The following is a 23,494-nucleotide window of genomic DNA, read 5'->3' as shown; positions in this document are numbered from 1 at the left end:
GCTATGGAGTACACCCTTGTAGATACATCCATCTGGTTTGCGATGTTTGATCCAAGAGATCAACATCAAGAGAAAGTTAAGGAGATTTCGGAATACCTTGACATTTGCTATCTTGTGCTGCCTTGGCCCACTCTCTACGAAACGCTCAGGACAAGGTTATCAAGAAATCGCAGCGCCCTGCAACAATTCGAATTATATCTTAAGCGGCCAAACATTACATTTTTAGGTGACGAACCCTATCGTGAAAGCGCATTGGAATTATGCTTTTCATCTTCATTGCAGGCTAATCGTCCTCTAAGCTTGGTAGATTGCTTAATGAGACTGATTCTTGAAGATGTTAATGTGAAAGTTAACTGGCTAGCAACTTTCAACGATGCTGATTTCAGTGATATTTGTCTTAAAAGGGGAATTGAAATAATATGAGAAAGCCCAGCCAGGCTAATTCAGCCGACGCAAAAAGCAACGTGGCTGATTAGCAACGGTTAGCTTGCCCCTTCCAAAACAGCAACTTGAAAACATTATCGCTTCGTGATATTGGCGGGCTATGACAGTGTCTTTCGCCACCTAAGAAACGAAGTAAGCAAACGCAACCTGATCGAATCGCCTTTTACCATGATACACCCCGAAGGAATCAGAGGCATTTTCAATCAAAAAGAGATTGATGAAATTTTACGTTTGACCGAAAAAGTATTGGCGGCATAATATGGCAAAGAGAAAAATATTCATCAGTAGTGTACAAACAGAGTTTTCGCAGGAGCGTAAAGCTCTGCATGAATACATCTGTGCCGACCCACTGTTGGGGAAATTCTTTGAACCTTTTCTTTTTGAACTACTCCCGGCCATTGATCAACGTGCAGATGCGCTTTACCTGAATGAAGTTGAACAAAGCGACATCTATATGGGAATTTTTGGAAAGGAATACGGTTCTGAAAATGAAGTCGGTATTTCACCTACAGAGATGGAGTTTCTTCACGCTACTGAATTACACAAAACCCGGTTCGTTTTTCTAACGGATCATAAAACCCACGAAAGACACCCCAAAGTAAACCAACTCATCAACAAAGCCCAGGAAGTGCTGATCCGGAAAAAATTTAACACCGTTGATGAATTAAAGTCTGCGGTATATGCTGCACTGGTTCGTTATCTGGAAGAAAAAGAAATTATTCGCACAGGACCCTTTGACGTCAGCTTTCATGAGAAAGCCACTCTGGATGATATTGACAATGAAAAAGTAATACGGTTTGTGCGGATTGCTCAATTAAAAAGGGGCTTTCCCCTGAGTGAAGCAGAACCTAAGGAGAAAATTCTCACGCATCTCAATCTTTATGCGGAGGGCAGAATAACCAATGCGACTCTATTGCTTTTCGGAAAAGAACCTCAGCGTTTTTTTATCAATTCAGAAGTGCGTTGCGCCTCTTTTGCCGGAACTGTCGTAGAAAAACCCATCCCATCCTACAAAGTGTTTAAGGGAACATTGTTTGAATTAGCTGACCAGGCATTGGAGTTTGTTCTTACCAAATTGGATTATCGCATAGAAACGCGGGTGGAACAAATTTCCATCCCCGGCTCGTATGAAATTCCCAAAGATGCGGTGGCCGAAGCCATTGTCAATGCCATAGCGCACCGCGATTATACCAGCAATGCCAGTGTGCAGGTAATGGTGTTTAGAGACCGCATAGAAATTTGGAACCCCGGTGCTTTACCCATGGGATGGACAACTGAAAAACTGAAACAATTGCACACGTCCGTCCCGGCCAACCCCTTGCTTGCCGAACCGCTGTACTTAGCCGGTTATATCGAACGGCTTGGCACGGGCACTACGGATATCGTGGACAAGTGCCTGACCGCAGGGCTTTTGGAACCTCGATTTATACAGGCTGAGGACTTTAAAACGATACTCTACCGGTCAGGCGCCGACCAAGCACCGACCAAGCACCGACCAAGTACCGACCAAGTAAAGGCGCTTATACGCTTGATGGAAAACGAACACTCCCGAAATGATTTGATGCAGCTTCTCGGCTTAAAGCATGGGCAAACTTTCAGAGATAACTATTTAAACCCTGCTCTGATTGAAATGCTGATAGAAATGACACAACCTGAATCACCCAATAGCCCAACTCAAAAATACCGCCTCACCGCCAAAGGCAAAGCACTTAAAGAAATATTGAAAAAGAAAAAATAAATGCTCCAAAACAACGCACAATTAAAATCGCTTATAGACAAGCTCTGGCAAAACTTCTGGGAAGGCGGCATTGCCAACCCCTTAACCGCCATTGAGCAAATTACCTACCTCATTTTTATGAAGCGTTTGGACGATTTAGAAGCCAAGCGTGAACGAGATGCGGAGTTTACAGGTGAAAAATATACCAGCCGCTTTAAAGGAAAATTCACCATTCCGGGCAGCAGCGAAACCATTGATAAAAGCAAACTGCGTTGGAGTGTTTTCAAACACAAACCGGCAGACGAAATGCTGCTACATGTGCAGATGAAAGTGTTTCCATTTTTGAAAGACCTGAACGGAGAAACATCACCTTTTACCAGGCACATGGCCAATGCGGTGTTCATTATGCCCAAGGCAAGTTTGCTGGTCTCTGCCATTAACATTGTGGAAGAAATTTTCAAGGAGATTGAAAAAGACGCCACCAAAGGCGGCCATGCTTTTCAGGACATACAGGGCGATGTGTATGAAATGCTGTTGAGTGAAATTGCCACGGCAGGAAAAAACGGACAATTCCGCACCCCACGCCACATTATCAAACTCATGGCTGAACTGGTGGCTCCGCAATTGGGACAACGTATTGCCGACCCCGCCTGCGGAACAGGCGGTTTTCTTTTGGGTGCTTATCAATATATATTAACCGACCTGGTAAGAAAGAAAGACCCTGCCAAATTGCAGAAAGACGAAGACGGGTTTGAACGTGCCGCCATTAGTGCCGTGCTTACTCAAAAAGCAAAAACAATTCTCGACCAAAGTTTTGTGGGTTACGATATTGACACCACTATGGTGCGTTTGAGTTTGATGAACATGATGATGCACGGCATTGACGAACCTAAAATTGACTACAAAGACACCCTGAGCAAAAGCTACAACGAAGACAACCAGTTCGACATCATCATGGCAAACCCGCCATTTACGGGCAACATTGATAAAGGCGATATTAACGAAGGGCTGAAACTGCCCACCACAAAAACCGAACTGCTGTTTGTAGAACGTATGTTCAATATGCTGAAAATTGGCGGAACGGCTGCCGTGATTGTGCCCAGCGGTGTAATACAAAACAGCGGTAAAGCATTTGAAGCCGTGCGGAAACTGATTATTGAAAAAGCCGAACTGAAAGCCGTGATAGCTGTACCCAGCGGAGCATTTAAACCATACGCAGGAGTAAGCACAGCTATTTTGATTTTTACAAAAGGCGGTGAAACCAACAACGTGTGGTTTTACGATATGCAGGCAGACGGCTACACATTGGACGACAAGCGTAATAAAATTGCCGACAGCGATTTGCACGACATTGTGCAACGCCTTAAACAACGGGATGCCAAGAAAGACACCGACCGAAAATTGAAATACTTTATGGTGCCGAAAAAAGAAATTACAGAAAACAACTACGACCTGAACCTGAGCACCTACAAAGAAGAGGTATATGAAGAAGTAAGCTATGAAAAGCCGAATGTGATTTTCGGGAAATTGGAAACTATTGAAGCCGCTATTCAAAAAGCTTTGGCTGAATTAAAGGAGTTTGTATGATGAAGTGGAAAAAAGTAAGACTTACTGATATTTCCAAGCTTAAGCAATGGAAGAACCTACCGATTTCAGAATTGTCAACGGAAGGATTTCCTGTTTATGGAGCCAATGGAATTATAGGAAGATACAAAGAATACAATCATCAATTTCCAACTTTAGCGATTACTTGTAGAGGTGCAACATGTGGAACAATAAATAGTACAGAACCAAAATCCTACATCACATCTAATGCAATGGCATTGGACAATATTAGTGAAGATGTTGACCAAAAGTTTCTGTATTATGCATTGAATAGGAGAGGTTTTAAAGATGTTATTACAGGTGCGGCCCAACCACAAATTACCAGAGAGGGTTTAAGTAAAATAGTTTTAGATATTCCTGAAAGCAAAGAATACCAACTCCACATCGCCAACCTATTAAGCAAAGCCGAAAATCTTATAGCCCAACGCAAAGAAAGCATCCGCCTGCTGGATGAATTTTTGAAAAGCACCTTTTTGGAGATGTTTGGTGAAGTATCATGTAACAAGAAAAAATTTGATAAAGTAGAGCTTAAATATTTTGGTGAAATCATAACTGGAAACACTCCATCAAGAAAAAACCCTGATAACTATTCTTCGAATTTTATCGAATGGATTAAAACAGATAATATAACCTCAGACAATACTTATGTAATAAAGGCAGTAGAATGCTTATCAGAAAGAGGATTAAAGAATGCAAGGACAGCAAGTAGCGGTTCATTACTTGTTGCTTGTATAGCAGGAAGCATTGAATCAGTTGGTAGAGCCGCATTAACAGACAGAACTGTTTCTTTCAATCAACAGATAAATGCCATTCAACCAAATAAGGACGTTGAGCCATTGTATTTGTATTGGTTATTTAAAATCTCCAAAAAGTATATTCAAAATCATGCTTCAAAAGGAATGAAGAAAATATTAACCAAAGGTGAGTTTGAGAAAATAAAAATGATAAAACCACCCCTCGAACTCCAAACCAAATTTGCCCGAATCGTAGAAAAAACAGAAGCGTTAAAAGAGCAATACAAACAAAGCTTACAGGAGTTGGAAAATCTGTATGGCTGTCTGAGCCAGAAGGCATTTCACGGGGAGATGTGTATAAACAAAAAAGTCAGAAGGAAGTTTTAAGACTTTTTGTACGTGATGATATGAAATTGCAAATACTTCCGTACCTTATTAACGAATTGTATAATACGCCCTCAAACAATATCACTCGTCAATGGATAACAGCAATTTTTGAATTTTTAGCCTACTCTCCAAAAGATAAAATCCGTGAGCCTTTGGAAAAAATGTTAAAAGGTTTTCATACAGACTTAAGGGAAAGGCGAGACTTTACCCTAAATTCATGTAGTGCGACGAGGTTCGTCGCACCAAAAAAAGCAGTGCGATAAGGAATAAGGTCTACTCAAATAGTACGACGAACCTAGTCGCACTACATGAATTTTTCGTTCTTGTTCCCAAAAGTAGCGGCAAGGCATGCCTTGCCGCTACTTTTGGGAACATACTGGCGCTGGAAACTACATTCGCGGGTTCAGGTTTGCAAACTTGAACCCGCCGCAATCCGCAATCACTGATGCCGATTTGATAAAAATTCACCGCACACACGGAAGCGGTCTATTTGGAGAAAGATTCAGGCAACAATCTTCAATCTACAAAAACTTACAAAAAAAGGTTTTTGCAGAGCATTACTATAGTCCTTGATTTAAAAGTACATTTCTGATATTTTTTCAATGATGGAACGGCTTTTAAAACAATCTTCTATTTATGACATTCTTCAAAAGGCGGAACAGCAGGAACGTTTAGGATTTGAAGACGGCGTACGGCTTTTCAAATCGAATGATCTCCTTCATATAGGCCTTGTTGCCAACAGCATCCGGGAGCGGAAGAACGGCAACACGGCATACTATATCATTAACCGCCATATCAATTATTCCAACATTTGCAAGAATCAGTGCAAGTTTTGTGCGTTTAGCAAAAAACAGGAAGACCCCAACGGATACGCCATGGACATGGTGGAAATCATGGACAAAGCCGCCGCTGCTTCGCTGGAGGGAGCAACGGAATTCCACATAGTGGGCGGTTTGCACCCTGAACTTCCCTTTGATTTTTATGTCGAAATGCTGAATGCAATTCACGAAAAACATCCCGATATTCACATACAGGCATTTACTGCCGTAGAGATTGAACACCTGTCCCAAATTGCAGGGCTTTCCGTAACGGATACCTTGGAAAAACTGAAAGAGGCTGGGCTGGGTTCTCTTCCCGGAGGAGGCGCAGAGGTGTTCTCTCCACAGGTTCGGGAAAAACTCTGCCCGGAAAAGATCAGCGGGGAAAGATGGCTTCAGGTAATGAGGAAAGCCCACAATCTAGGCCTCAGGAGCAATGCCACTATGCTGTATGGTCATGTGGAAACACCGGAAGACAGAGTCAATCATCTCATAAAACTTAGGGAATTGCAGGATGAAACAGGCGGGTTTATGTCTTTTATCCCGCTCGCATTCCACCCCCAAAACACTGAATTGTCTTTTTATGCAAACACTACCGCTATGCTTGATCTTAAGGTGATCGCTATCAGCCGTCTGATGCTTGATAATTTTGACCACCTCAAGGCGTTCTGGATCATGCTGGGCATAAAACTTTCCCAGATTTCCCTCAGTTTCGGGGTGGACGATATTGACGGCACTGTGCAGGAGGAAAAGATCACCCATGCCGCGGGAGCAAATACACCTGAAGCGCTTTCCGTAACTGAAATTATTCGACTGATCAGGGAGGCAGGGCGTGAACCCGTTGAAAGGGACACCCTCTACAATCCCGTGACAGGAAAACCCCGGGATGCAGTACTGGAGGGAGTTTGAGTTACTGATACACAAGAAATGTTGTAATGGTTTAACCACCTCCAAGCTGGCATAGCCAGAACCAAACAAACACGAAGCACGAAATACGAAACAAATTCTAATGACAAAATGATTTAATTTTCTAAACAAGCGCATCTTTCGTATTTCGTGCTTCGTATTGTTGCCTGCCTGTGCGTGATCACACGCAGACAGGGATGTTTTGAATTTTATGCTTTGTAATTAGGATTTGTTTCGTATTTCGTATTTAGCATTTCGGATTTTACAATTAAATATTTTGCCAAAACTCAAATAAATTACTGATAAGGTACTAAGGCACGTATATCACAGTTTTTCTCTCACCTATTTTTGGAGACCGTATTACAGATGACAGCATTTCCCAATCTTTTCAGTCCCTTCCGCATAGGTTCCCTGAATACCAGGAATCGTATTGTGATGTCTCCTATGGAGACGCATCTCTGCAATGCGGAAGGTTTTGTCACTAAAGAACTCATCAATTATTACAGAGAACGCGCCCTTGGCGGCGCAGGATATATTACGGTTGAAAACTCTGCCGTTGACCCTGTGGGCAGGGTAAATGACGGCATGATGTGCATTCATAATGATACGTTCATCCCTGAATTGAAAAACCTTGTTGATGCCGTCCACGCAGTTGAAGGGAAAATCGTACTTCAGTTAAGCCATGCAGGCAGAGAAGCGCTGCCGTATTTTACCGGAACGGGAACCGTTGCCCCTTCGGCTATACCCAGCCCTTTAACAAAGGAAATGCCGAAGGAATTGACCATCGACGAAATCAAAGCGATTATCAATGCTTTTGCCTGCGGTGCGGAACGGGCGTTAAAAGCCGGTTTTGACGGCATAGAAATTCACATGGCGCACGGGTATCTTGTGAATCAGTTTTTCTCGGCTGAATCCAATACACGAACGGACGATTATGGAGGCGACGCCACGCGAAGGGCACGATTCGGAAGAGAAATTGTTGAAGGGATAAGAAAAAAGGTTCCGGCGGATTACCCCGTTATTTGCCGGATCAGCGCAGATGAGTATACCGAAACAGGACTGAAGCTGGAAGAGAGCAAAGAAATTGCAAAGATACTGGAAAGGGCGGGGGCGAGCGCCATTCATGTATCAGCGTGTAATTATGCATCGGCCTTTTTAAACATACCCTGCTATTATCTGGATGAAGGATGTTTCATTCACCTCGCGGAAGGGATTAAGGCAATTGTAAACATACCCGTGTTAGCCGTGGGAAGGATTCAGGATCCCGCAATGGCTGAAGAAGCGCTGAAAGAAAACAAGGCGGATCTTATTGTTCTGGGACGTTCGCTTATCGCCGACCCCTATTGGCCAAATAAGGTAAAAGAAGGAAGCCTTGATGATATACAGGTATGCTTCAGCTGCAACAGATGTATAGAAAGCATCTCGGATAAAAAACTCATTTGTACGGTAAATCCCTATATTGGAAAAGACGAACGCATTCACCTGCAACAAACCGCAAAACCCAAAAAGGTGCTGATTGTCGGTGGCGGCCCTGCGGGTATGTCTGCGGCCATAACGCTGGCGGGCAGAGGGCACGACGTCTCGTTGTGGGAAAAAAGCGGAGAACTCGGCGGTAATTTGCGCTATGCCTCCATGCCTCCGAAAAAGGAACCTGTAAAGAAGTACCTCCGTTATATAACAAAACAAATAGAAAAGAAGCATATCCCGGTAGAGCTAAACAAAGAAGCAAACGAGGATAACATTAAACAATTTGGGGCTGACGTCGTTGTCCTTGCGCAGGGAGCCAAAGACGTCCCTGTCGAAATAAATGGTATGCGGGAAAGCGGCGCATTAACCGTCAAGCAGGCGTTTTCCTCACTTGACACTATTGGCAATAACGTGGCGATTATCGGAGGAGCAGCAGAAGGATGCGAATTAGCTGATTTTCTATCTTCGCGGGGAAAAAAGGTTTTCGTTATTGAGATGAGGCGAGTCCTGGGGCTTGGACTGGTTGCACACCCCAGGTTTCATGTATGCGAACGCCTGAGAAAACAAGGCGCCACGCTTATTGTAAACGCGAAAGTAACCGAAATAGGGAGCGATTACATTATCATAAGCCGCAGGAGGCAGCCGGACGAAAAACTAGAGGGGTTTGACACGATAGTCATTCCCACACTGCACCAGCACAACACAGAGCTTGAACCAATGCTTCAATCCTTCGCTCCTGAAGTATATACCATTGGCGATGCAAAAGAGGGCAGAACAGCGCTTGAGGCAATTGCCGAAGGGGTGGAAATAGGGTTAAAGATATAGTAATCCGCCCACCTCCAAACCCCATCCAAAAAGGGACTGGGGGCATAGATTTAAAAGTCAAAAACAATCCGCAATCGGCAATTTGCAATTTGCCGATTGTGGACTGCGGACTTTCGATTTTTCTTCGTGGTAAAACTCTTTTTGGCTGATGTACAGCGATAATTTTTAAAAATGGAATTGACCATCATCGGTTCTGGTACAGGAGCGCCTTCAAAATCAAGGGCATATCCGTGTACTTTGATAAAAGTCAAGGACAAACACCTTGTATTTGACACAGGCCCCGGTTCATTACGCCAGTTGCTTCTTGCCGGCGTTACCTATGCGGATGTTGATTATATCTACTATTCGCACTTCCATCCTGACCACTCCCTGGATCTCGTCTCCTTCCTTTTCGCCATGAAATATGATTCTCCGGTGAGGACAAAACCTCTTTACATTACAGGCCCCTGTGGTTTGCACAAGTTCCATCAGGGATTAGTTTCTGTTTACGGCAACACGATTACGCCAAAGACCTTTGACCTACATCTGAAGGAAATAGAGAGTGGCGAACTCACTTATGACGGATGGAAAATTACCGCAGAACCCGTGCAGCACTCATCCCAAAGCATAGGCTACAGGATAGAGTCTTCTGCAGGCAGGACAATTGCTTATTCCGGAGATACTGATTACTGCGACGGCATAATTCTTCTGGCAAAAAATACCGATCTGTTAGTTCTCGAATGTTCTTTTCCCGATGACAATAAAATAGAAGGACATCTTACACCACTCCTGTGCGCTCAAATCGCTCAAAAGGCGCAATGCAAAAAGCTGATACTCACACATTTGTATCCCGTTTGCAGTGAAGCTATAAAAAATAACGCACCCCTGCTTGCCGAACTCAAAACTATTTATGATGGGGAGATAGTTATTGCAGAAGATTTTGACAGGTTTGAAATATAATTATGACAACATATTGCAGTGCAAAATAATTTCATATCAAAAAAATCCTTTCCTCCACTAAGAAAACAGTTCCTACCTACGAAAAAGGAAAACCCCCACAACAATCAATGCTGAAAATTAATTCCGGTCCGGCTGCGGTGTGTTCACGTTTGAAGGCGGCAAAACGGGATAAATAATTTCAGGCTGGTTTCCGGTCAGGGTTTTTAGAAACGCTACAATCTTGTTTGTCTCATCATCGTTAAGTTTTATTCCAAGCTGATATGCCGCCATTACCTGTACCGCTTCTGCCAGGCTCCATGTGCTGGCATCGTGGAAATAGGGGGCAGTGAGTTCAATGTTCCTTAGCAGTGGAACCTTGAATACGTACTTATCTTCGACGGCCTTTGTAACGTTATACCGCCCAAGCGTCCCTGTATCTTTTTCATAGGGCTTTGCAATACCAAATTTTTGAAAGGAACCTCCGCCAACACCAAATCCGTTATGACAAGCGATACAGCCTTTTCCCTTAAAGAGGGCATATCCTTCTTCCTCAGTTTTAGAAATCCTGTCATACCCCCTTAGCCACAAATCAAACCTTGCATTGGGAGTGGTTAACGTTTCTTCAAACGCAGCGATGGCATCAGCAACCGTATCAATGGTAATGCCCTCCTCACCGTAAACATCTTTAAACCACATCGCGTATTCCGGTATTGATTGCAATACCTCTACCGCAAGGTCGTGACTGAAAGCCATTTCCATAGGATTTGCTATGGGGCCCTTTGCCTGTTCCTTCAAATCCCTGGCACGCCCGTCCCAGAATTGCGCCAGATTAAATTTTGCGTTCAGTACCGTCGGTGAGTTTATAGGGCCTAACATCCATTTGTGTCCGATAGAAGTGGGGAGATTATCCGCACCGCCTGTTGAAAGGTTGTGGCAGGAATTGCAGGTAATCCATCCGGACTTGGACAATCGCGGTTCAAAAAACAATCTTTTCCCCAAATCAGTCTTTGCCCTGTTGTTGTCATAATTAATGGGAATAGGCTTGATAGGCTCTTTTAAGCGCTCTGATTTTATATCTCTTCCATAAGCCATATCAATCAACCCACCGGCAAAAGCAAATGGCTGTATTGCGGCGCTGATAACCACAAAGGACAATAGATAACCCATTGCGGTAAAGGTAACAATTTTCATATGCCCTCCTTCATTAAATCGTAATGCGAAAGTGATTTTTAAAAGTACTATTCATTTGCAAGAACATATACAGGCCACACAACATTTCCCCACACGTTTAATACTATTTATCACAAAATGAATGTCAACAATATTTAGCATAACACGTTGGTTTTTTGTCATTCGAATTTGTTTCGTATTTCGACATTCGTATTTCGAATTTTGTCGCACCCAAAGGCTGCGCTATGGATTTTTTGTATTCTCTACATTATAATACGCTTCAAAAGAATAATCATTTTTTAACGGTAATTGCACCTTTTTAATAAAGGACACCTCATGACAAATACAGAAGTTTTGAAAACCGTGCTGGATTCACCCTCTTTACCTACGTTGCCCACCGTTGCATCGAAACTTATTTCGATTACCTCGAACCCGGAAACAAGTATGGCAGAAATAGCCCGTTTGATTTCTAAAGATATCGCCATCTCGGCTAAAATATTAAAGATTGCCAATTCTGCCTTTTACAGTTTTTCCAGTAAAATCAGCACAGTTCATCAGGCTGTGTCGAATATCGGAAAAAATGCGATACGAAGCCTCGTCCTCTCTGTTTCATTTCTTACCATCAAGACCAATTACAAAAATGAAGTCTTTGATTACGAAAACCATTGGCAAAAATCACTCTCTGCTGCGGTTGCAGCAAAACTTATTATGGCAGAAATAGATAAAACAGACCCTGAAGAAATATTTATTGCCGCACTCCTGCAGGATATCGGAGGATTAATTCTTGCACGAGCCTTTCCCCAGCAATACGAACAAACATTGATAGCGCTCGCCGACGACAAAAAAGATATCATAGAAATTGAACGGAGAATTATCGGTGCGGACCATGCGCTTATCGGGTACGAAGTCACACGAAATTGGGGATTCCCAACGGAATTGCTCGTCCCTATACAATTTCATCACAACCCGGAGAGTTACAAAGAGGGCAGTAGCAAACTCAGAACTGCTACAAATGTCGTTTACTTATCTGGGATGATTACCAATATACTGTTTTCCAATAAGCCGCAGGACTATCATCAGCAGTTTCTCGAAAAATCAAGAAAAATGCTTGGCTTCGATAATACGGTTATTAACAGGATACTCAAGAAAGTACATACGGAAATAGCGGAAGTTGCCAGTTTTTTCGATTTCCAGATACAGAATCCCAAACCCATTGAGGAAATTCTGCATGAAGCCAATATTGCTTTAAGTCTCATCAATCTGTCATACGAACAGATAAACAAGGAACTCATTGCCGCCAAGATGGAATTACAAAAGCTGGCTACAGACCTGGAAGAAAAAAATAAACGGCTTGAAAAACTTGCCAATATAGATGGATTGACTGATGTGTACAACCATCGGTACTTTCAAAATTTTCTTGAAACGGAAATCCGCAGGTCACTGCGCAAGGAAACATCTGTGAGCCTGGTACTCTTTGATGTTGATCACTTTAAAAAATTTAACGATAGCTATGGACATCAGGCGGGCGATTTTATATTAAAAGAATTGTGCAAACTGGTTAAAAAAAACATCCGTGATTACGATCTTATTGCCCGGTACGGCGGCGAAGAATTCATTCTTGTTTTGGTCGAAACGGCAGAAAAAGAAGCCGCAGAGATTACTGAAAAATTACGCGAGGTCATTGCCTCTCATATCTTTATTGATGGTATTAACGAATACAAGGTAACAGCAAGTTTTGGAGTGGCGACAATGAGTCCTGCTAAGGATGAATTTAAACAAGGTGATTTTATCGACTTTGCGGATAAGGCCCTATACGAGTCAAAGAAAAAAGGCCGCAACAAAATTACCGCATACACCCATAAAAAGAAATGGTTTGGGAAGGGTTAGTACAAACTGGTGGGTTTGGGCATACGTGCTAAGTTAAGGAATCAACAATCACCGGCAAATCCTTATGCGTGTTGCATCTGCCATGTCCCCCGCTGGCGGGGGTGCAGGGCTGGAAGGGACTTCTCCATCGCTTCAAATATCCCTTTATTTGCTAAGACCCACAATAAAGAACCTGATATTCTCGGATTAAATGCATTTTTTAAAGACTGGGTAACATTTACAACAAATAAAAAATTTCGTAACATTTTAGCTTTTTGAAAAATTCACGGGATAGAAAAAATATCATGTAGCCCCGTTAGGGGCGGTCTGTTTGTAGCACAATAAAATTCAATAGAGTAAATAGCTCCGTAGGAGCGGCCTGTCCGTATTCAGGTAGACCTGTTTATATGGATTTACAAGAGACAGGTCGCTCCTAATTGTAGAGACAGGTTTCAAACCTGTCTCTACGATCTGTTATAATATCCTATTTTCTCAAATTTACTTACTGATCTGTGATTATCGTTTGTTTATCCGGTTAATAGAACATTACTTGTGATAAAAAACAGCCGCTTCCAGACATTCTTTTTGCACAGAGAGTTTTTGCCTTTAATGCATGAGACGAAGATTCTTTGGGAGGAGAAAGCCGGCTTGCCTGTAAATTTTTACTCTCAAGACAGAGTAAAAACCAGACCCCATTACAAAATACCCGGCAGATATGTTATTGTGCGGGGAATTTGAATGTTTGTATTAATGTAAGAAAATCTTCATGCGTGGCGTCAAAAAAATCGGGAGGTGCAAAATAGACGATGTCGCAAACAATGCCCTCTCCATTTATAGTATAGGAGTCAAATTTAAATCTTCTGCTGTCGAGTTCCCCCAATAATAATGAACGCAGTGCGTCCTTGCCGTCAATGATTAACGGTTCTTTAAATACAATATCCTTGTTCCTGATGCCAATAAACAGTTGATGATTGAGCAGATCGGGTGTGAGTTTTTTATTGCCGGAAGGACTATAAAGCATGACAATTGTGGCATGGTGTTCTTCATTCCATAGAATGATACCCTCCTTTTCATCCTGAAGGACTTGCCACCCTTCTCTCTCCGAAAGTATTGCATGTTGTCTATCAAAATGAAAAGGATGGTCTTTGTTGCTTAACGAGGCGCATCCGTAAAAACAAAGGGGGAAAAACACCATGAACCAGAAGAAGAAGAAGAAGGGATATTTTGCTACGAAATAATTCAACGCGTCCTCCTTTCACAGAGGGTAAAAAATTAGTACCCTAAAAGGTATTTCTTCGCACTTTTGTCAAAATATTTAATGGTAAAATCCGAAATAAATTCAAAATTTTAATTCCACCCCCTTGCACCCCCGCCAGCGGGGGACATTCCCCTCTTTGGAGGGGGTTGGGGTAGAGGTTTGTTCATTGCTTAACGAAAAAGACTCACTACAGGTTCGGATTACAAACCTGTGTAGAGTGTGGATTAAGGCGCGGCTTTTTCGCGACGAATCCACCAATAAGAACCGCATACCATTAACAGAAAAATGTCCTTATATTTTAGCAGACAACCGCCACTTTTACTATTCATTTGTAAAGCGGTGAGGCGCTGTCACAATAAGTCTGTAAATAGTGTTGATACAACGGTATCGGAAGATCTTGTTTATTTCCGTCGGCGTAACAATACTTGACATACCATTATTGTTAATTTAACATATCAAACCATGATTTCAGTAGATGAAGCAAAGAAAATTATTATTGAAAATGTAAGCCCTTTAGCGCCGATACAGGTGTACTTTGAGGACGCACGGGATTTTTGTCTTGCCGAAGACGTAAGGTCAGACATTGACATGCCCCCCTTCAATCGTTCTGCCATGGATGGATACGCTGTGATTGCGGAAGATACGAAAACCGCGCCCGTCGTATTAAAAATTATTGAGAATATTGCGGCGGGAGATATGCCTGCAAAGAAGGTATCGCAGGGGTGTGTTTCTAAAATTATGACCGGCGCATCCGTTCCGGAAGGTGCGGATGCGGTAGTCAGGTTTGAGGATACGGAAGATACCGGGGAAGAAGACCGGGTAAAAATATTGAAATCTGTTAAAACCGGAGCCAATATTTCCAACCGTGGCGAGGATATGCAAATCGGGCAAATAGTTCTTCATGCAGGGATGCAGATTCGTCCACAGGAAATAGGAATACTTGCAACAGTGGGTAAGTCTGTTGTAAGAGTATATCCCGCCCCTGCCATTGGCATCATTTCTACAGGGAATGAACTGGTAAATGTTGATGAAAAACCGTCCCCTGTACAAATAAGAAACAGCAACAGTTACTCCCTGGCAGCACAGGCAAGGCGAATGAATGCCGGGGTTGAGATACTGGGCATTGCCGGAGATAGGAAAGAAGACATTGTGGGGATAATGACGCGGGGGCTGCAGAAGGATGTACTGATTCTTTCCGGCGGGGTTTCAATGGGAGAATATGATCTTGTCGGAGATGTTTTGAAAGAAGCGGGGGTGCGCATTTATTTTGAAAAGGTGGCATTACGGCCGGGGAAACCCGTTATCTTCGGAAAAAAGGACAAAACATTGATTTTTGCACTGCCAGGAAATCCAGTTGCTTCACTGGTTACGTTCGAATTGTTTATCTATCCGGCGATACGGAGATTAATGGGTTTTTCTTCTTTGGGCAGAACAACGGTAGCGGCATTATTAGAAACGGATATTTCCACAAAAAGAAAACGCCGCGAGTTTCGCCCTGCACGGTGTCAATGGAAAGAAAATATATGGTCTGTTTCTCCCGTTGAATGGCATGGTTCCGCTGATTTACTGGCAACGACAAAGGCGAATTGCCTTCTTATTATCCCTGAAGAAACAGAAACTCTTTCCAAAGGGCAATTGATTGATATTATTCTTCTCGATAACCTGTGTTGAGAAATAAAGAAATTATTCAAATTGCAGGCCTTTCCTTTTTAACCATCCTTTTTTTCTGCCTTTCCTTTCCTCCTGCAGATTTAGGGTATTTTGCCTGGTTTGCACTTGTACCGTGGTTTATTCTTATTATCCGGGTAAAGAAATATGTCCTTCTTTCTTCGTATTTTGTTGGGGTACTCTTTTTTTTCACCGAGCTTTCATGGCTGCGGCATGTTACCTATGCGGCGTGGTTGTTATTAAGTCTTTATTGTGCGCTCTATTTCCTCTGCTTTGCTTTTTGCATTCGAAGGGCTGTTTTAAAACTAAAGTTACCCATCGTTTTTGTTGCCCCATGTGTTTGGATCGCTTTGGAATATGTACGATCCCATCTCTTATCAGGGTTTCCCTGGTTTTTCGCAGGACACACTCAATACCGCTGTTTGCCGGTAATACAAATATGTGATATTACAGGAGTCTCCGGCGTATCGTTTATTATTATTATGGTGAATGCGTATATTGCGTGGTTAATCGCACATTGTTTTCTTAAAGAGAAGAGAAATGAAAAAAATGAAGAGATAGCCCTTTGGGTTGGAAGAAAACACGAGTTTATTTATTTATCGTATATTTTACCGCCGCTATTTGTTATTGGGGCGTTATGGTATGGAGTGCATTGGCTTAAAGGTTATAAGCCGTATGACGGACCTGTTGTGTGCCTGGTGCAGGGGAATATCCCGCAGGACGTGAAAGCAGCGCCGTCGGAAGAGGAAGAAGTTGATACATTAAGAAAATATTATGATTTATCCGTATGCATTAAAGGGGAACCGGTAGATATTGTCGTCTGGCCGGAAACGATGGTGCCGGGGATACTTAATATCAATCCTGACCTTACGGGAAGAAAAATTGATTATCTGTCGCAGCTTACGGTAGTTCAACTGGCGCATGAATTGAATGCAAATCTCCTCCTGGGCGGTATTTCACTGTTTCTTTCGGAAGAGGAGCAGCGATATTTTAACAGCGTTTATTTTTATGGAATAAACGGAAAACTGCTGGACAGATACGACAAGATCCACCTTGTGCCTTTTGGTGAATTTACTCCACTGAAAAAATATTTTCCCTTTTTAGCGAAACTAGTGCCTTATTCTGTCGGGTTGTCGCCTGGGGAAACCCCCACCTTATTTCATCTTAAGACATTGCAAGATCAAACCTTTAGTTTTGGAGCATCTATTTGCTATGAAGACACGGTTCCCGCCTTGCTAAGGAATCTGAAAAAGCAGGGGGCGGATTTTATATTTAACGTGACAAATGATGGATGGTTTCATGATAGTGCGGAATTGGAGCAGCATCTTGCAATAATGGTATTTAGAGCAGTAGAAAATCGTACAGGCATGGCGCGTGCGGCAAATACGGGGATATCGGCGTTTGTAAGTCCCGACGGGAATATCTATAATAAACTAACCGATTCTGAAGGGAGGCAAAAAGAGATAAGCGGCGTTCTGTTAAACCGTATTAAACTGGTTAAAGGCGATAATACCTATTATACGCTATACGGAGATTGGTTTTCCCTTGTTTGTTTAACAGTGACCGGGGGCATAGTTTTATCCTCTTTTTTTAAAAGACTTTACACTTGACATTCTGTAAATAATAAACGTATAATTCCGATTTAATTGTTAACTATTATATTTATTACACTTGCAGAAAATAAGAACTGCTGCGGGGGTACATTTCCAGAGAATAAAAATGCATCCGTTAGACTTTATTTTGGGCTTTGTTTCAACAGATATGGGGATTGATCTTGGCACTGCAAACACACTTGTTTGCATACCCGGTCATGGCATTGTATTGTCGGAACCCTCCGTAGTGGCGGTAAAGCCTGGTACAAACAAAGTTCTTTTAAACGGCAGGGCGGTAGGGATTGTCGCAAAATCCATGCTGGAAAAAGCGCCGAGTAGCATTTCCGTTATTCGTCCTCTTAAAAATGGGGTAATTGCGGATTTTGATATTACGGAAGCAATGCTGAAATACTTTATCACAAAGGTTCACAAGCGCAAATGGGGCGTGCGGCCAAGGATATTGATTGCGATCCCGTCCGGGATCACTGCGGTAGAAAAACGGGCGGTGGTGAATTCGGCGGAGAGGGCCGGAGCGCGCGAAGTGTACCTTGTTTCAGAACCAAAGGCTGCTGCAATTGGAGTGGGACTTCCCGTCGGGGAACCGGAAGCAAGTATGGTTGTAGATATAGGGGGAGGCACCACAGAGGTCGCAGTGCTTTGTCTTGGCGATATATTTACTCACGAAAGTCTTAGAATTGCGGGAGACGAGCTGGACGAGGCGATTGTTCAGTATGTGAGGAAGACTTACAATCTTGACATAGGGCATCGAACGGCGGAACAAATAAAGATATCGATAGGGTCTGCCTATCCGCTGGAAGAAGAATTGAAAATGGAGGTTCGCGGAAGGGATGCAATTGCCGGGTTGCCAAGGGCCACGAATATTAGTTCAGAAGAGATCCGTGAGGCGTTAAAAGAACCAATTGATAAGATAGTGCATGCTGTGAAGGCCACCCTGGAAAAAACTGCACCGGAACTTGCATCCGACTTACTCACCAATGGTTTAGTATTGGTAGGGGGTGGTGCTTTAATTAAAAGGCTGGATACACTGCTGGCGGAAGAAACCGGCCTGCCGGTGAGAGTCGCTGACGATCCCTTAACTGCCGTTGCAAGGGGTACGGGATATCTCCTTGAAAATCTGGATTTATTTAAAGCTGTTTTATACGATGAGGACCTCCAAACCTAATTTTAACGAGCTCTTATCTCGTCCACTCACTATTACAACCCTCGTTCTTACCATTTCCTTACTACTATTATTCTTGCCTCTTAACGTTTCAAATGGAATAAAAATGGCATGTGTAATGCCAGTCCGGCCGTTTCAGTGGGCGACGTGTTTATCCAGCAATACGGCAAGTGATTTTTTCCATAGAATCACATGTATTTGGGCGGAAAATGAGACAAATACGGAACGGGAAAATGAAGTTACAGAGCTTAAAAATAAAATTATTGAATTGCAGGATACTAATCACAAATTACAAGATAAACTAAGCGCAGTTTCTGAATTTCATAAAGAACAAAAAAAAGCAAAATCTCACATCATTCCGGCTGACATTATCGGATACGATACCTCCATTTTCAGAAGAAGCATCACTATTAACGTCGGGATAAAACATGGCGTTAAAGACAATAATGTTGTAGTGGCAAAAAATGCGCTAGTCGGGGTGATTTCTGTTGCAGGAGCCAGAACCAGTCAGGTTCGGTTGATTACCGATCCCGCATCACGTATTCCGGGAAGAATACTCCGGACAAGGGACCAGGTTATAATAGAAGGTAATGCATCTCCTTATTGTCGGTTAAAATATGTGCCGCGGTGGACGACGTTAAAAAAATCGGATAAAGTAGTAACTTCTGACACAGGATCATTTTATATAGCGTCCCTGCCAATTGCTACAGTGATAGAGAATGAGACGAAAGGCGGCGCTCTTTTTCAAAGCGTAAAAGCGTTGCCCTTGGTAAATATAACAAAGATTGAAAATGTTTTGGTAATCAAGGAGTAGGGGCTAAATATTTGATATAAACGGGTGCTGCTCGTTCCCCTGACTAAAGTGTTGAATATTTTTAGAACATTGCCATGCGCTGGATAACCTTTTTTTGCATACTACTATGCATTTCCCTTTTTCAATCAACACTGATGGGTTGGATTAATATTGGCGCTGCTATGCCGGATCTTTATTTTCCGTTAGTTGTTTTTTATTCTTTTTTTATTGATGTGAAACGAAATGTGGTTACGAGCTGGTTTATCGGGATATCAAAAGATGTGTTATCGGAAGGCGCTTTGGGGGTTAATGCTGTTTTTTTTGTTGCAGTCGGTTTTTTTATATGGTCAATAAGGGGAGTGTTGTTTCGGGGACATTTAGTGACTAAAATATTGGTCACATTTATTTTTTCTATTCTCTATAATGTACTTTATGCCCTACATACTGCAATATCCTGCCGGTCTACAAACATTTCTTCAATGATATGGATGATTTTTATTTGTTCTTTGTACACGGCGGCCGTTGCACCATTTTTGTTTTACATCTTTAATAAGCTGCAACCTGTCAAAAATTTTAGCGCCACGGGAAAATAACCCATGTACTTTAACCGGAATAAACATATTTTAATACTATTCTTGCTCTGTATTTTTTGTATTGTGGGAAGGCTTTTTTATTTACAGATTATTGAAACCAGTAAATACCAGGGAATATCCAAAACGCGCAGAATCAGAAGCTATCCGTTGGAAGCGGTTCGGGGAACCATTTTTGACCGGCAAGGAGATGTTTTGGCAATTGACCACCATGCCTTCGATATCTCGGTAAAATATAAGAAATTACTCTATAGTTCTATCGTATACGGAAATAATACTGTTCCACGGATTGCGGAGTTAAAGGCGCACAAAAATACAGATAGATCATGCAAAGAATGTCATGCAGATATGGAGGCGTGGATGGATAATTTGTCCCGTGTATTAAATACTTCACGTGATAAATTATTGAGAGATTCCAAAAAGGCGGTTACGAAAGTAGAACAGTTGAAAAAGAACATGGAGAAAAAATTCGGAAGGCCTATCCTCATAAAAGAAGAGAACGGATATTATCCTGTTGTTTATGACGTACCGATAGAAAAGGCCATTCAGATTGAGATTGAAGAGGATACATTCCAGGACGTACGTGTTACCCCAAGGTCAAAGAGGGTATATCCTAAACAGGAAATTGCTTCTCATGTGCTCGGATATTTGGGAAAACTCACCGGTAAGGAATGGCAGGAATACAGTAAAAAATGGGATAATTTTGTTTTAGATTCCCGTAGTTCAGCGGATGAAAATCCTTTGTTGCTTTATGAAGGATACGCGAAAGACGACCTTATTGGCAGGGCGGGCGTTGAAGCGAAATATGAGGAAGAATTGCGTGGTATGCGGGGAAAAAGGTTTGAAGAAATTATTTGCAAAAATACTCAAATAGAAAAGATAGTATTGGAAAGGCCTCCCGTTCCGGGTAATGATATTTATTTAACGATTGACAGCAAAATACAGGCGCATGCGGAAAAGGCATTGGGGGAAAATCGCGGCGTAATCATTGTTATGGAACCATGGACAGGAGAAATAATCGCCATGGCAAATAATCCCCGGTTTAATCCAAACACATTGAATAAGGATTTTGGCCGTCTTAATAAGGATCGTGCAAAACCATTGCTTGACAGGGCTATACAGGGCGCTTTGCCTCCGGGCTCTATTTTTAAAGCGATTACGGCAATAACGGCAATGAATGAAAACAATATACATGCGCATACAGGTTACGAGTGCAATGGCTATACGAATTATAAAAATATCATTTTCCGGTGCTGGCACAAAAGCGGGCATGGGTGGATAACGATAGAAGACGCTCTTCCCTTTTCGTGCAATGTCTTCTTTTTTGAAACGGCCAAAAGGCTTGAGAGAAAAATATTGTCCGACGGGGCAAAAAAATTTGGCATAGGCGAAGAAACAGGCATAGATCTTTTGTTCGAAAAGGCAGGAAACCTGCCGGAGATTCAGACAACGGCGACTGCCATGAACATTTCAATAGGTCAGGGAGCGTTATTAACAACGCCCCTCCAGATGGTTCGGGCGTATGCTGCTATTGCAAACGGCGGTACACTTGTACAGCCGCATGTAATGCTGAAAATAACAAACAAAAATGGGGAAGTCGTGAAAACCTTCACTCCCGGCAAGGAGAAAAAAATCAATATTCGTCCTGAAATTTTAAACGTTATACGTGAATCCCTCCACGAGGTTGTTACCCGCGGGACGGCGAAAAACAAAGGGTTGGAGGTTTACAAGGCTGCGGGCAAAACCGGGACGGCGGAAACGGGCCGTCCAAATGATAACCATGCCTGGTTTGCCGGCTATGTGCCGCATGACAAGCCTCAATACGTGTTTCTCGTACTGGTAGAACATACATCTGAACATGGCGGCGCAATTGCAGTTCCCATTGCAAAGGATCTGTTGTCTTTTTTATATCCGGAGCTGGGTGCGTCGTCCTAAAAGATAAACAGCGCTTGTAAAACAATTACGTTCCAAAGCCGGAGCTTTGGAACGAGTTGTGATTTTCTTTAAATTTACAAATATTTGGGAGTGCTCCCTGGTAATTTAGCCATTATGGAGACGTTTCATTTCAAAATCTTTAGTCTCAAATTGCGAGAGACAGTCTTCTTCGAAATCAATGCACAACGCCCCTTCCTTATAGAGCGAAGAGCCTCTTCGCCCTACAACCTCCACATTGAAATTCCTACACATTAAATTATTTGTCCTTTAATTAAGGATAATTTGCCAATGCCATGTCCTTATGTCAAGGATGATGTGTACTTCTCTGCAAATATAAGACATTCCGTTTTATTCTTCACTTGTGAAAAATGAAACAGCGCCTTTAGTTTTGAATATGATTGCCTACCCCTCCATGTGCGATCGTCCTCTTTGATAGTAGAAATATTGTTGGTGATGCCGGATGATTTTGGTAAAGTTAATAAGTATTTACTGTTACAGCATTTTTTGTTGAGTGATAACAACGCATGATAAGCAGTTTTCGTACAAAAAATTTTGATTGGATTCTTTTCCCGTTAATATGCATTATGCTGATAATTGGGGTGTATTTTATTTTAAGCGCGTCAAATGAAAAATATGTAATGAAGCAATTTGTATGGATTGGGATAGGATTTATATTTTTTTTCATGCTTCTTTCTTTTGATTATTTATTGTTTGCATACTATTCCTACATTATCTATGTTTGTGTGCTTTGTCTTCTTTTGCTGTTGTTGATTCTTGGCGATTCTGTAAAAGGAACACGCCGGTGGTTTTCGATAGGTTCCTTTTCGATACAACCGGCGGAGTTTATGAAAATCACCTTAATTCTTGCGCTTGCGAGGTTTCTAAGGTATAAAAAATACGGGCTTGGGTTGTCTGATGTCGGGATTGCAATTCTTTTAACAATAGTTCCCATGGCCCTTATCATAAAACAACCTGATTTAGGTACAGCGCTTATATTGGTTCCGGTATTAATCACCATGTTGTATGTTGCCGGGATTCGTATTTTTTACCTCATATCACTGTTTTGTTTGTCGCTTGCCGTCTCTCCACTTCTTTGGTTTTTTGTGATGCACCCCTATCAGAAGATGAGGATTCTTGGCGTTCTTTGGCCTCAAAAGACGTCAGATTGGGGCGCAGGGTATCATCGGCTTCAATCCCTTATTGCTGTCGGTTCGGGAGGATTGCTGGGCGCAGGATGGGGAAATGGCTCTCAAAACAGACTGAAATTTCTCCCCGAAAGACATACGGATTTTATTTTTGCCGTTATTGCTGAAGAGTGGGGGTTTTTGAGGGCATGTTTTATTTTATTTCTTTATGTGGTTTTTTTTATGTGCGGACTTGGCATTGCCAGGAATACCAGGGAGCCATTCGGGCGCCTTGTTGTTGTTGGAGTGTTCACCATGTTTGCGACACAGGTTGTCGTTAATATTGCGATGAATTTAGGGATTGCTCCAATTGTTGGGATGACACTGCCGTTTATTAGCTATGGAGGATCTTCAATGCTTGCCTCTTTTATTGCCCTCTCCATTGTGTTTAATGTAAAAAGCCGTTCAAAGATTGATCTTGCCTCTGAATAATTAAG

General features: G+C 42.3%; 18 protein-coding genes. 15 read left to right on the top strand and 3 right to left on the bottom strand.

Going from position 1 to position 23,494, the window contains the following annotated elements; all coding sequences use genetic code 11:
• The first annotated feature begins 3 nt into the window (after positions 1–3).
• The 8 genes from ABJL82_RS05800 to ABJL82_RS05765 all read left to right on the top strand — a co-directional run bounded on the left by ABJL82_RS05800 (position 4) and on the right by ABJL82_RS05765 (position 9,842).
• Complete coding sequence (locus ABJL82_RS05800) at positions 4–423, top strand: PIN domain-containing protein (RefSeq protein ID WP_347273779.1); 420 nt, start codon at positions 4–6, stop codon at positions 421–423.
• A gap of 105 nt (positions 424–528) precedes the next feature.
• Positions 529–702 carry a hypothetical protein gene (locus ABJL82_RS05795; RefSeq protein WP_347273778.1) on the top strand — a complete coding sequence of 58 codons (174 nt, stop codon included), beginning with the start codon at positions 529–531 and terminating at the stop codon, positions 700–702.
• 1 nt (position 703) lies between these two features.
• Positions 704–2,182 carry a Fic family protein gene (locus ABJL82_RS05790; RefSeq protein WP_347273777.1) on the top strand — a complete coding sequence of 493 codons (1,479 nt, stop codon included), beginning with the start codon at positions 704–706 and terminating at the stop codon, positions 2,180–2,182.
• Positions 2,183–3,748, top strand: coding sequence for an N-6 DNA methylase (locus ABJL82_RS05785; RefSeq protein ID WP_347273776.1), 1,566 nt, complete (start codon positions 2,183–2,185; stop codon positions 3,746–3,748).
• Positions 3,745–4,887 carry a restriction endonuclease subunit S gene (locus tag ABJL82_RS05780; RefSeq protein WP_347273775.1) on the top strand — a complete coding sequence of 381 codons (1,143 nt, stop codon included), beginning with the start codon at positions 3,745–3,747 and terminating at the stop codon, positions 4,885–4,887. Before ABJL82_RS05785 ends, ABJL82_RS05780 begins: the two co-directional genes overlap by 4 nt.
• A gap of 605 nt (positions 4,888–5,492) precedes the next feature.
• A complete protein-coding gene (gene mqnE, locus ABJL82_RS05775) occupies positions 5,493–6,614 on the top strand; it encodes an aminofutalosine synthase MqnE (RefSeq protein WP_347273832.1) in 1,122 nt (373 codons plus the stop codon).
• 363 nt (positions 6,615–6,977) lie between these two features.
• Positions 6,978–8,903: an FAD-dependent oxidoreductase gene (locus ABJL82_RS05770; RefSeq protein ID WP_347273774.1), complete on the top strand. Its 1,926-nt coding sequence runs from the start codon at positions 6,978–6,980 to the stop codon at positions 8,901–8,903.
• Between the two features lie 171 nt (positions 8,904–9,074).
• Positions 9,075–9,842, top strand: a complete 768-nt coding sequence (locus ABJL82_RS05765; protein WP_347273773.1) for a ribonuclease Z — start codon at positions 9,075–9,077, stop codon at positions 9,840–9,842.
• A gap of 117 nt (positions 9,843–9,959) precedes the next feature.
• Here ABJL82_RS05765 and ABJL82_RS05760 read toward each other — a convergent pair whose 3' ends face one another.
• Positions 9,960–11,012, bottom strand: a complete 1,053-nt coding sequence (locus tag ABJL82_RS05760; RefSeq protein WP_347273772.1) for a cytochrome-c peroxidase — start codon at positions 11,010–11,012, stop codon at positions 9,960–9,962.
• A gap of 315 nt (positions 11,013–11,327) precedes the next feature.
• Between ABJL82_RS05760 and ABJL82_RS05755 the strand changes: the two genes are divergently transcribed.
• Positions 11,328–12,878 carry a GGDEF domain-containing protein gene (locus ABJL82_RS05755; RefSeq protein WP_347273771.1) on the top strand — a complete coding sequence of 517 codons (1,551 nt, stop codon included), beginning with the start codon at positions 11,328–11,330 and terminating at the stop codon, positions 12,876–12,878.
• Between the two features lie 697 nt (positions 12,879–13,575).
• On the opposite strand, the gene ABJL82_RS05750 is transcribed toward ABJL82_RS05755, so the two are convergent.
• Positions 13,576–14,100, bottom strand: coding sequence for a hypothetical protein (locus tag ABJL82_RS05750; RefSeq protein WP_347273770.1), 525 nt, complete (start codon positions 14,098–14,100; stop codon positions 13,576–13,578).
• A gap of 477 nt (positions 14,101–14,577) precedes the next feature.
• Here ABJL82_RS05750 and glp point away from each other — a divergent pair, with 477 nt between their 5' ends.
• The 5 genes from glp to mrdA all read left to right on the top strand — a co-directional run bounded on the left by glp (position 14,578) and on the right by mrdA (position 21,873).
• On the top strand, positions 14,578–15,786 hold the full coding sequence (gene glp, locus ABJL82_RS05745) for a gephyrin-like molybdotransferase Glp (protein ID WP_347273769.1): 1,209 nt from the start codon (positions 14,578–14,580) through the stop codon (positions 15,784–15,786).
• Positions 15,783–17,393, top strand: a complete 1,611-nt coding sequence (lnt, locus tag ABJL82_RS05740; RefSeq protein WP_347273768.1) for an apolipoprotein N-acyltransferase — start codon at positions 15,783–15,785, stop codon at positions 17,391–17,393. Before glp ends, lnt begins: the two co-directional genes overlap by 4 nt.
• Before the next feature lie 109 nt (positions 17,394–17,502).
• Entirely contained in the window at positions 17,503–18,558 is a 1,056-nt protein-coding gene (locus ABJL82_RS05735; RefSeq protein WP_347273767.1) for a rod shape-determining protein, read from the top strand.
• A gap of 103 nt (positions 18,559–18,661) precedes the next feature.
• A complete protein-coding gene (mreC, locus tag ABJL82_RS05730) occupies positions 18,662–19,369 on the top strand; it encodes a rod shape-determining protein MreC (protein WP_347273766.1) in 708 nt (235 codons plus the stop codon).
• A gap of 575 nt (positions 19,370–19,944) precedes the next feature.
• A complete protein-coding gene (gene mrdA / locus ABJL82_RS05725; protein ID WP_347273765.1) occupies positions 19,945–21,873 on the top strand; it encodes a penicillin-binding protein 2 in 1,929 nt (642 codons plus the stop codon).
• 105 nt (positions 21,874–21,978) lie between these two features.
• Here mrdA and ABJL82_RS05720 read toward each other — a convergent pair whose 3' ends face one another.
• Positions 21,979–22,125 (bottom strand): hypothetical protein, encoded by a 147-nt coding sequence (locus ABJL82_RS05720; protein WP_347273764.1) that lies wholly within the window; start codon positions 22,123–22,125, stop codon positions 21,979–21,981.
• Positions 22,126–22,397: 272 nt separating this feature from the next.
• Here ABJL82_RS05720 and rodA point away from each other — a divergent pair, with 272 nt between their 5' ends.
• A complete protein-coding gene (rodA, locus tag ABJL82_RS05715; RefSeq protein ID WP_347273763.1) occupies positions 22,398–23,489 on the top strand; it encodes a rod shape-determining protein RodA in 1,092 nt (363 codons plus the stop codon).
• The last annotated feature ends 5 nt before the right edge of the window (positions 23,490–23,494 follow it).

This window comes from Candidatus Kuenenia sp. (genome assembly GCF_039794105.1).
Lineage (GTDB): Bacteria > Planctomycetota > Brocadiia > Brocadiales > Brocadiaceae > Kuenenia.
This window is presented reverse-complemented; position numbering and strand designations above follow the sequence as displayed.

Bases quoted from the DNA above. Each gene is read 5' to 3' on its own strand.
- ABJL82_RS05780 (WP_347273775.1), top strand. From the start codon at position 3,745: ATGATGAAGTGGAAAAAAGTAAGACTTACTGATATTTCCAAGCTTAAG.
- mreC (WP_347273766.1), top strand. From the start codon at position 18,662: ATGGCATGTGTAATGCCAGTCCGGCCGTTTCAGTGGGCGACGTGTTTA.
- ABJL82_RS05760 (WP_347273772.1), bottom strand. From the start codon at position 11,012: ATGAAAATTGTTACCTTTACCGCAATGGGTTATCTATTGTCCTTTGTG.
- glp (WP_347273769.1), top strand. From the start codon at position 14,578: ATGATTTCAGTAGATGAAGCAAAGAAAATTATTATTGAAAATGTAAGC.
- mrdA (WP_347273765.1), top strand. From the start codon at position 19,945: ATGTACTTTAACCGGAATAAACATATTTTAATACTATTCTTGCTCTGT.
- ABJL82_RS05800 (WP_347273779.1), top strand. From the start codon at position 4: ATGGAGTACACCCTTGTAGATACATCCATCTGGTTTGCGATGTTTGAT.
- rodA (WP_347273763.1), top strand. From the start codon at position 22,398: ATGATAAGCAGTTTTCGTACAAAAAATTTTGATTGGATTCTTTTCCCG.
- ABJL82_RS05770 (WP_347273774.1), top strand. From the start codon at position 6,978: ATGACAGCATTTCCCAATCTTTTCAGTCCCTTCCGCATAGGTTCCCTG.
- ABJL82_RS05790 (WP_347273777.1), top strand. From the start codon at position 704: ATGGCAAAGAGAAAAATATTCATCAGTAGTGTACAAACAGAGTTTTCG.
- ABJL82_RS05765 (WP_347273773.1), top strand. From the start codon at position 9,075: ATGGAATTGACCATCATCGGTTCTGGTACAGGAGCGCCTTCAAAATCA.
- ABJL82_RS05735 (WP_347273767.1), top strand. From the start codon at position 17,503: ATGCATCCGTTAGACTTTATTTTGGGCTTTGTTTCAACAGATATGGGG.
- mqnE (WP_347273832.1), top strand. From the start codon at position 5,493: ATGGAACGGCTTTTAAAACAATCTTCTATTTATGACATTCTTCAAAAG.
- ABJL82_RS05720 (WP_347273764.1), bottom strand. From the start codon at position 22,125: ATGTGTAGGAATTTCAATGTGGAGGTTGTAGGGCGAAGAGGCTCTTCG.
- ABJL82_RS05785 (WP_347273776.1), top strand. From the start codon at position 2,183: ATGCTCCAAAACAACGCACAATTAAAATCGCTTATAGACAAGCTCTGG.
- ABJL82_RS05755 (WP_347273771.1), top strand. From the start codon at position 11,328: ATGACAAATACAGAAGTTTTGAAAACCGTGCTGGATTCACCCTCTTTA.